Here is a 9,075-nt window from a genome sequence, read left to right as displayed (position 1 = left end):
TTCGGCGACAAGAACCGGCGGACGTTTGAACTTGCGGGAGCCTCTCATGCGATTGAACCGACTACTGGCCAGCGCCGCCATCCTGGCGATGACGGTGAGCGCGGCCACGGCGCAGACGCCGCCCGCCGGACGACCGCAATCGCAGGAGCCGGTCGAGGTCGAGATCAATCAGGGCGTCCTGCGTCCCATGCAGATCGCCGTCGCCGACTTCGGCGGCCAGAACGGCTCGGACCTGTCGGGCGTGATCCGCGCCGACCTGCGCCGCTCGGGCTATTTCGAGCCGCTGGATCCGGCCAGCTTCGTCGAAACCGGGCTGACGCTCGCCAACGCCCCGAACTTCGCCCAGTGGACCTCCATCGGCGCGCAAGCCGTGCTCTACGGCTCGGTCACCCCGCGCCAGGACGGCCGCAACGACTTCGGCTTCCGCCTGTACGACCCCTACCGCCAGTGCCAGCTGGTCGCCTACCAGTTCACCGCCACGCCCGAGCAATGGCGCCGGATCGGCCACAAGATCGCCGACCTGGTCTATCAGCGCATGACCGGCGAAAGCGGCTTCTTCGACAGCCGCGTGGTCTTCGTCTCGGAGAGCGGCACCCAGCTGAATCGCCTGTCGCGTCTGGCGATCTCGGATCAGGACGGCTTCAACCCCGTCTATCTGACCCAGGGCGACGAGATCATCATGTCGCCGCGCTTCTCGCTCAGCGACCCGAACGAAATCACCTACGTCGCCCTCGGCAAGGACTACAGCCGCATCTACCTGTTCAATCTCGCCACCCAGCGCCGTGAAAGCCTGGGCGAGTTCGACGGCCAGGTGCTGGCGCCGCGGTTCTCGAACGACGGCTCCAAGATGGCCTTCTCGATCATCCGGAACGGCAACACCGACGTCTATGTGATGGACCTGTCCAGCCGGCAGGTGCGCCGCCTGACCAGCGATCCGGGCATCGACACCTCGCCGTCGTTCAGCCCGGACAACAGCCAGATTGTCTTCACCTCGGACCGTTCGGGCAGCGCGCGCCTGTACACCATGCGCGCCGACGGCTCGGGCCAGCGCCCGATCTCGCGCGGCGGCGGCCTCTACACCGCCCCGACCTGGAGCCCCCGCGGCGATCTGATCGCCTTCACCAAACAGGGCGGCGGCCGGTTCTCGACCGGCGTCATGGCCACCGACGGTTCGGGCGAGCGCATCCTGTCGTCCAGCTATTTCGAGGAAGGCCCGACCTGGGCGCCTAACGGCCGCTACATCATGTTCGCGCGCCAGAGCCCCGGCGGCGACACCCGCCTTTGGACCGTCGATCTGTCCGGCCGCGTGGTCAGCCAGGCCGGCTATGGCGGGCGCGGCACCGATCCGGCGTGGTCGCCACTGCTCGATCAGCAACCCAGCCGCCTGGGCGCGTCCGGCGCGGATGCCTGTCCCAGCTGATCACAAGCGGAGCCTTTAGGCTCACTACCGCGTTATCGTGTCTGGTGAAAACGCTGGCGCGACAGTACCGACCTTATACAGCAAAGCTACTCGGGGCCTGGCCCCGACGACCTAGGAGACGACCTCGATGATGAAGCCCTCGACCCTCGTCCGTCTGGCCGCCGTGGGCGTGGCCGTGACGGCCATCGCCGCCTGTACGCCGCGCCGTCCGGTTGAGACCGGCACCGGCGAGATCCCGCCGCCGGTCGGCCCGCAGTATCCGCCGGTCAACAACGGCAATGTCGATGGCGGCAACCTCGGCTCCGCCGCCCCGGGCTCGGAGCAGGACTTCGTCGTCAACGTCGGCGACCGCGTCTACTTCGACCTCGACAGCTATTCGGTCCGTTCGGAGGCCTTCCCGCGCCTGGACGCCCAGGTCGCCTGGCTGCAGCGCTACCCGTCGGTGACCATCCGTATCGAAGGCAACGCCGACGAACGCGGCACCCGCGAGTACAATCTGGCCTTGGGCGCCCGCCGCGCCGAGTCGGTCCGCACCTATCTGATCGAGCGCGGCGTCAACGCCGGCCGTATCGACACGATCAGCTTCGGCAAGGAACGCCCGATCGCCGCAGGGTCGTCGGAAGAGTCGTGGGCGCGCAACCGCAACGCCCACACCGCGATCGTCTCCGGCGCCGCGCGCTGATCCCTGACGTGAGTTCGCGAAGGGGGCCGGCGCGCGTCGGCCCCCTTTGTCTTGTCCGACCCTCGCGTCTTGCCTGACTTGTCTTGAACCGGCCTCAAATCGGTGGGACCCAATTGACCATGCTGAAGCTCCCGTCCGCCCTGCGCACCCGCAAAGCCGTCGTCACCGTCCTGGGCGTCGTGATGATCGCCGGCACGACGACCGTCGTGGCCCAGACCACGCCGATGGAGCCGATCCAGTGGGACAAGCGCCGGCTGGATCAGCTGGACCGCAACGTCCGCCGCCTCGAGCGCGCCGTGACCCAGCGCAACGCCGCCGGCCAGCCGGTGATCATCGAGCCGGACGAAGAGGTCGTGGCGCTTCAGGGCCGCGTCGGCCTGATGGACCGCCGCCTGCAGGATCTGGAAGCCACCACCCAGCGGGTGAACGGCGAGATCGAACGCCTGACCTTCGCCCTCGACGAGGCCAAGCGCGATAACACGGCCCTGTCGACCCGCGTCCGTGACGCCGAGGGCCGGGTCCGCGCCATCGAGCAAGCCGCCGCCCGCGAGGCCGAGCTGAACGGCCCCATCTCCAGCACCTCGCCGACCGGCGACGCCGCCCGCGATCTGGCCGCCGCCGTGCGCCTGGCCGCCACCGATCCGGCCATGGGCGACCGCGCCCTGCAGACCGTCACCCTGGCCTGGCCCGAGACGCCGCAGGCGCGCGAGGCGTTCAGCCGCATCGGCGACCTGCGCGTCTCGGACGGCGACTACGACAACGCCGTGCGGGCCTATTCCTCGGCCATCCGTGGCTGGCCGACCGCGCCCTGGGCCGCCGCGACCACGCTGGAACTGGCCAATGCGTTGAACTCCGCCGACCGCAAGTCCGACGCCTGCGGCGCGCTGGCGGAGTTCGCCAATCGCTACGCCGCCACCGCCCCGGCGCCCCAGCGCACCCGCGCCACGGAGATGGGCACGCGCTTCGCCTGCGCGCCCGCCCGCGCCCCGGCGGCGACCACCCCGCGTCCGCCGGCCCGGAGACCCGGCTGAGCCGGCCCGACCCTGACTGGGTCGTTCGGGCCCAGAGGCGCCTGACCGCCCGTCTTCTGACGGACACTGCCCGGCCTCTCGCGGTCGCCCTGTCCGGCGGCGGGGATTCCATCGCCCTGCTGCATCTCGCCGCCGACTGGGCCAAGGCCCACGACCGACGCCTGCTGGCGCTGACCGTGGATCATGGTCTGAACCCCGACAGCCCGCGTTGGACCGCCCGCGCCGAGGCCGCCGCCCGCGCCGTCGGCGCCGACTGGCGCGGTCTGGTCTGGTCCGGCGACAAGCCGGCCACGGGTCTGCCCGCCGCCGCTCGCGCCGCCCGTCATCGGCTGCTCGCCGACGCGGCCCGCGCGGCGGGGGCGTCGGTCGTCCTGATCGGCCACACCGCCGACGACGCCGCCGAGAGCGAGGTCATGCGGGCCGAAGGCTCGACCCTGGGCCGGTTGCGCGAGTGGGCTCCGTCCCCCGCCTGGCCCGAGGGACGGGGATTGATGCTGCTGCGCCCCATTCTGGAAGCCCGGCGCGCCGATCTTCGGGCCTGGCTCCACGCGCGCGGCATCGGCTGGATCGATGATCCCGCCAACGAGGACCTCCGTTTCGCCCGCGCCCGGGCCCGTCGCAGCCTCGCGGCGGCCGGTTCGCCGACCGTTCCGACGGCGGAGGGGGCTGTCGTCGGCGTGCTCGGGGTCGAGGAGGATGTCATCCGCCTGTCGCGCCCGGTCTCCGCCCGCGCCCTGTCCGCGGCCTTCGTCTGCGCGGGAGGCGGCGATCGTCTCCCGCGCGGCGAGCGCCTGGGCGCCGTTCTGAACCGTCTGCGGGCGGGCGAGGACTTCATCGCCACCCTGTGCGGCGCCCGTCTCGAGGCGAGGGGAGCGAGGATCACCGTCCTGCGCGAGCCGGGCGAGTTCCGGCGCGCGGCCGGCCGCCCCATCCCCTTGTCGGTCGGGATCGAAACGGTCTGGGACGGCCGCTGGCTCGTGACCGCACCCGATGCGGGTTGGGCCGTGTGCTCCGCCGCAGGCCGCATGGCGCTGTTGTCCGACGCCGACAGCGCCGCCCTGAAGGCCGTTCCGGCCGCCGCGCGCGGGGCCCGCCCTGTGCTGATCCGGAACGTTCCGGATGCTGCGGTTCTTGCAGAGAAGGGCGCGAAGGCGCAGGCCCTGGTCGAAGCGAGACTGGCGGCGGCGCTGGACGGAATGACGCATGAACGGGATCTGGATGCTCACGCACATGGCGCGACGCCCCGGAACCACCTATTTTCTGGCGTGACATCATCGAACGACGGGCCGCAACCGCGTTCCGAGGAAACGAGACGAGAATGAATCTGCGCAACCTGGCCATCATCGGCGTCCTGATCCTGGGACTGGCGACGGCCTACATGGCTTTCAACCGCGGCGGCCTGACGGCTCCCGACAACGCCAAGGCGACCGCCGCGCGTCCGGCTGAGATGAGCTATTCCGACCTCGTCAGGGCCCGCGACGCCAACAGCATCGAAAAGATCGAGGTGCATGGCGCGCAGGTGAAGGCGACGCTGAAGGACAAGCAGGTCGTGACGGTCACGACCCCGATGCCGAACGGCGACTTCATTGACAGCATCAACGCCAAGGGCGCTGACGTCGACGTCAAGGACACCCGCCAGCCGATCTGGATCGGCATCCTGATGGCGGCGCTGCCTTTCCTGCTGATCATCGGCCTGTGGATCCTGATCATGCGCCAGATGCAGGGCGGCACGCGCGGGGCCATGGGCTTCGGCAAGTCCAAGGCCAAGCTGCTGACCGAGCACAAGGGCCGCAAGACCTTCGACGACGTCGCCGGCGTGGACGAGGCCAAGGAAGAACTGCAGGAGGTCGTCGACTTCCTGAAGGATCCGGGCAAGTTCCAGCGTCTGGGCGGCAAGATCCCCAAGGGCGCCCTGCTGGTGGGCCCTCCGGGTACGGGTAAGACCCTGCTGGCCCGCGCCGTCGCGGGCGAGGCGGGCGTGCCCTTCTTCTCGATCTCGGGCTCGGACTTCGTCGAAATGTTCGTCGGCGTCGGCGCCAGCCGCGTGCGCGACATGTTCGAACAGGCCAAGAAGAACTCGCCCTGCATCATCTTCATCGACGAAATCGACGCCGTCGGCCGTCACCGCGGCGCCGGCCTGGGCGGCGGCAATGACGAGCGCGAGCAGACGCTGAACCAGCTGCTGGTCGAGATGGACGGCTTTGAGTCCAATGAAGGCATCATCCTGATCGCCGCGACCAACCGTCCCGACGTGCTGGATCCGGCCCTGCTGCGTCCCGGCCGCTTCGACCGGCAGGTCGTGGTGCCCAACCCCGATGTCGCGGGCCGCGAGAAGATCCTGCGCGTCCACATGAAGGACGTGCCGCTGGCCGCCGATGTGAATGTGAAGACCATCGCGCGCGGCACGCCGGGCTTCTCGGGCGCCGACCTGGCCAACCTGGTCAACGAAGCCGCCCTGATGGCCGCCCGCAAGGACCGCCGCATGGTCACGCACCGCGACTTCGAGGACGCCAAGGACAAGGTCATGATGGGCGCCGAGCGCAAATCCATGGCCATGAACGAGGAAGAGAAGCGCATGACCGCCTATCACGAGGCCGGTCACGCCCTGGTCGCCATCAACGTCAAGATGGCCGATCCGGTGCACAAGGCGACCATCGTCCCGCGCGGTCGCGCGCTCGGCATGGTCATGCAGCTGCCGGAAGGCGACCGCTACTCCATGAAGTACCAGCAGATGATCGACCGTATCGCCATCATGGCCGGCGGCCGTGTGGCCGAGGAGCTGATCTTCGGCAAGGAGAACATCACCTCGGGCGCCAGCTCGGACATCCAGCAGGCCACCAAGCTGGCGCGGGCCATGGTCACGCGCTGGGGCTTCTCGGACAAGCTGGGCACCGTCGCCTACGGCGAGAACCAGGAAGAGGTCTTCCTGGGCCACTCGGTCGCGCGCAGCCAGAACGTCTCGGAAGAGACGGCCCGGATCATCGACGAAGAGGTCAAGCGCCTGGTCACCAACGGCTGGGACGAGGCCCGCAAGATCCTCACCGAGAAGGCCGAGGACCACGAGAAACTGTCTCAGGCCCTGCTGGAGTACGAGACCCTGTCGGGCGACGAAATCCGCGACCTGCTCGAGAAGGGCCTCGCGCCGAACCGCGACGAGAGCAACTTCCCCACCGCCGGCCCGTCGGTCTCGGTGCCGATCACCCCGGTGTCGGACGGCGTCGAGGTCGAGGTTCCGACGGTCCACTGATCCGTCACGCCTTATGAAACAAGAAGGGCCGGGGAGCGATCCCCGGCCCTTTTTCCATCCGCCTCAGATCAGGTCGTCGGGACCCTCGATCAGGACGGGCGTCAGGGTGCGGATCTGCCCGGACGGGGCGGGCCATCGGATCGACTGACCCTGGGCCAGGCCCAGCAGGCCCGCGCCGACGTGCGACAGGGGCGAGATCAGCCCCTGGTCGATATCGGCCTCGGCCGGAAGCACGATCTTGATCCGCCGCGTCCGGCTGTTGTCGCCGTCGACGTAGTGGACCCAGTGGTTCAGGCCCACGGTGGGGATGCGACGGCCCGAGCGGTGCACATGGGCGCGGGCGAGCTCCTGCTGCAGCAGGCCGGCCGCGCCCTCGGCGTCGGCCTCCCCGACCAGGTTTGAGAGCAGGGCGTGGTCCGTGGCGCTGAGGTGGATGGCGGGCAGACGCGGGGCGGCGCCCGTGGAACGGGTGGTCATGGAATTGATCTCGATATGAAGCGTGCAGCGCGCCCGTTCGGGCGCCGTCGCTGCTGTTGAACAGGTCGCGTCTCCCGGAGGCGCGACACGCGTCATCGCCCCCGGGTCAGTCGCCTGCGACGAGGCGGCCCGCGTGATTCAGCATTCGACCCTGTTCGGACAATCCGCACATGCCCCGCAGGCTAGGCCGGCCACGGGGGAAGTCAAACCGAGCGAATGATGTCGCAATGAACAAGTTTGCAATTCAAACAAGTCTGATGTAGATCGGCGTTCTCAACGAGGGGAGCCCCGCCGTGTCACCATCCGAAACCCGTCCACCCGAACGCCTTCACGGCCTCGACGCCCTGCGGGGCGGCGCGCTGATGCTGGGCGTCGTCCTGCACGCCAGCCTGTCCTTCTTTCCGCAGCAGATCTGGATCGTCGGCGACGACAGCACGTCCATCGGCGCGGCCTGGCTGTTCTTCCCCATCCACCTGTTCCGGATGACGGCCTTCTTCCTGATCGCCGGCCTGTTCGCCCACATGATGCTGAGCCGCAAAGGCTGGTGGGGTTTCGCCCGGGACCGGGCGGTGCGCATCACCGGGCCGTTCCTGGCCTTCTGGTTCCCGGTCATGGCGGGGATCGTGACCGCCCTGGTCTGGAACGCCCACGCCAACGGCCTGGTCGTTCCGGGCGCGCCGCCGCCGCCGCCGCCGACCTATGACTGGACCAATATCCCGCTGACCCACCTCTGGTTCCTGTACGTCCTGTCCCTGTTCTGCATCGCGACCCTGATCCTGCGCGCACCCTTCGCGGCGCTGGACCGCGACGGCGGTTGGGGCCGGATCGTGGACCGGATCACGGGCGCGCTGATCGGCTGGTGGACGCCGGTTCTGCTGGCCGCGCCGCTGGCGCTGGCGATGTGGCTGGATCCGAAATGGATCGCCTTCTTCGCCGTACCGACGCCGGACGCGGGACTGGTCCCGCATACCGCCGCCCTGGTCGGCTTCGGGTCGGCGTTCGCGCTGGGCTTCCTGCTGGACCGGCGGCGCGATCTTCTGGACCGCATCGCCGCCTGGTCGCCGATCTTCCTGATCGTCGCCGTCGCCTCGGGCGTCGCAGCCTATGAGCTGGCGGGCGGACCAAACCTGGCGCCGATGGTCGAGCCGACCACGGCCAAGGGGATCGCCGCCGCGGTGTGCGCCCTGGCGGTCTACTCGTCCGCCTTCGCCGCCCTGGGCCTGAGCCTGAGGTTCCTGTCCGGCCACAGCCCGGTGCGGCGCTACCTCGCCGACGCCTCCTACTGGGTCTACATCCTGCACCTGCCGCTGGTCATGCTGGCCCAGGTCTGGGTGCAGGACTGGCCCGCGCCGTGGTGGGTCAAGCTGGCGGGCGTATCGCTGGGCGTCTTCGCCGTCTGCCTAGTCTCCTATGAGCTGCTCGTGCGGCACGGCTTCATGGGCAAGTGGCTGAACGGCCGCCGCATCCCGTGGCGTCGCCGCGCGGAACCTGAGGCGGTTCCCGCCGAATAACTTGCCAACCCCTTCCGGCTCGTCCACCCCGATGGACGAGCCGGTTCGGAGAGAGTCGCCATGCCCGCCAAGCCCCGTCTGCATTCGCCCGAGGACGACCTCGCCTTCATGCGCTCGATCGTCGAGGGCGGCGGTCGCGTGCCGATGACGCTGGCGATCTGCTACCTGGCCGGCGGGCTGATCTACGGCGCCCAGTGCCTGTTCCATGTCGGTCAGGCCTTCGGGGTGATCCGCCTGCCCGATCTGGCCAATCTGATCATCGTGATCGGCTTCACCGCCGCCTTCCTGGTCGTCCTGACCTGGGCGATCCTGCGGGACCGCAAGCAGGGCTCGTTCAATCGCGGCCCGATGGCGTCGCGCACGCTCAGCGCCGCCTTCAGCGCCACCGGCATGGCCAATACGGCGGTGATCATCGTCTTCGCCGTGGGCGCGATCCGGGACAAGGACTTCGCCATCTGGCTCTATTACGCCGCCATCGTCTTCGCGCTTCAGGCCGCCGCCTGGTACGTGGCCTGGACGCTGAAGCGGAAGGGCTGGATGCTGGCCACCGCGCTGGGCGGCTGGGTCACGGCGGTCGCGCTGGGCGTACTGGTGCGCCAGCCGCTCGCCTATCTCGGCGTCTGCACCATCGCCCTGTTCCTGCTGTTCGCCCTGCCGGGCCTGATCCTGTTCCGCGACGCTCGCGCCGGATCGAAGGCGGCTTGAGC

The 9,075-nt window shown here is 69.4% G+C and carries 8 protein-coding genes; 7 read left to right on the top strand and 1 reads right to left on the bottom strand.

Going from position 1 to position 9,075, the window contains the following annotated elements; translation table 11 throughout:
• Positions 1 to 46 precede the first annotated feature (46 nt).
• The 5 genes from tolB (at position 47) to ftsH (ending at position 6,380) form a co-directional block, all read left to right on the top strand.
• Positions 47 to 1,420, top strand: coding sequence for a Tol-Pal system beta propeller repeat protein TolB (gene tolB / locus AC1RRF_RS12690; protein WP_492835060.1), 1,374 nt, complete (start codon positions 47 to 49; stop codon positions 1,418 to 1,420).
• Between the two features lie 130 nt (positions 1,421 to 1,550).
• Positions 1,551 to 2,102 (top strand): peptidoglycan-associated lipoprotein Pal, encoded by a 552-nt coding sequence (gene pal, locus AC1RRF_RS12685; RefSeq protein WP_492835405.1) that lies wholly within the window; start codon positions 1,551 to 1,553, stop codon positions 2,100 to 2,102.
• Between the two features lie 119 nt (positions 2,103 to 2,221).
• The gene (locus AC1RRF_RS12680; protein ID WP_492835058.1) at positions 2,222 to 3,133 is read left to right on the top strand and encodes a tol-pal system protein; all 912 of its coding nucleotides are present in this window, start codon (positions 2,222 to 2,224) and stop codon (positions 3,131 to 3,133) included.
• Positions 3,130 to 4,455, top strand: a complete 1,326-nt coding sequence (gene tilS / locus AC1RRF_RS12675) for a tRNA lysidine(34) synthetase TilS (RefSeq protein ID WP_492835403.1) — start codon at positions 3,130 to 3,132, stop codon at positions 4,453 to 4,455. The genes AC1RRF_RS12680 and tilS overlap by 4 nt, the downstream gene beginning before the upstream one ends.
• Positions 4,452 to 6,380, top strand: a complete 1,929-nt coding sequence (gene ftsH, locus AC1RRF_RS12670; RefSeq protein WP_492835056.1) for an ATP-dependent zinc metalloprotease FtsH — start codon at positions 4,452 to 4,454, stop codon at positions 6,378 to 6,380. Before tilS ends, ftsH begins: the two co-directional genes overlap by 4 nt.
• Positions 6,381 to 6,443: 63 nt before the next feature.
• On the opposite strand, the gene AC1RRF_RS12665 is transcribed toward ftsH, so the two are convergent.
• A complete protein-coding gene (locus tag AC1RRF_RS12665; RefSeq protein ID WP_492835054.1) occupies positions 6,444 to 6,857 on the bottom strand; it encodes a GreA/GreB family elongation factor in 414 nt (137 codons plus the stop codon).
• 293 nt (positions 6,858 to 7,150) lie between these two features.
• Here AC1RRF_RS12665 and AC1RRF_RS12660 point away from each other — a divergent pair, with 293 nt between their 5' ends.
• Together AC1RRF_RS12660 and AC1RRF_RS12655 are read left to right on the top strand one after the other, a co-directional pair.
• Positions 7,151 to 8,368 (top strand): acyltransferase family protein, encoded by a 1,218-nt coding sequence (locus tag AC1RRF_RS12660; protein WP_492835052.1) that lies wholly within the window; start codon positions 7,151 to 7,153, stop codon positions 8,366 to 8,368.
• Positions 8,369 to 8,428: 60 nt separating this feature from the next.
• On the top strand, positions 8,429 to 9,073 hold the full coding sequence (locus tag AC1RRF_RS12655; protein WP_492835050.1) for a hypothetical protein: 645 nt from the start codon (positions 8,429 to 8,431) through the stop codon (positions 9,071 to 9,073).
• Positions 9,074 to 9,075: the final 2 nt, after the last annotated feature.

The organism is Brevundimonas sp. GW821-FHT12C05 (assembly GCF_058807475.1).
This window is presented reverse-complemented; position numbering and strand designations above follow the sequence as displayed.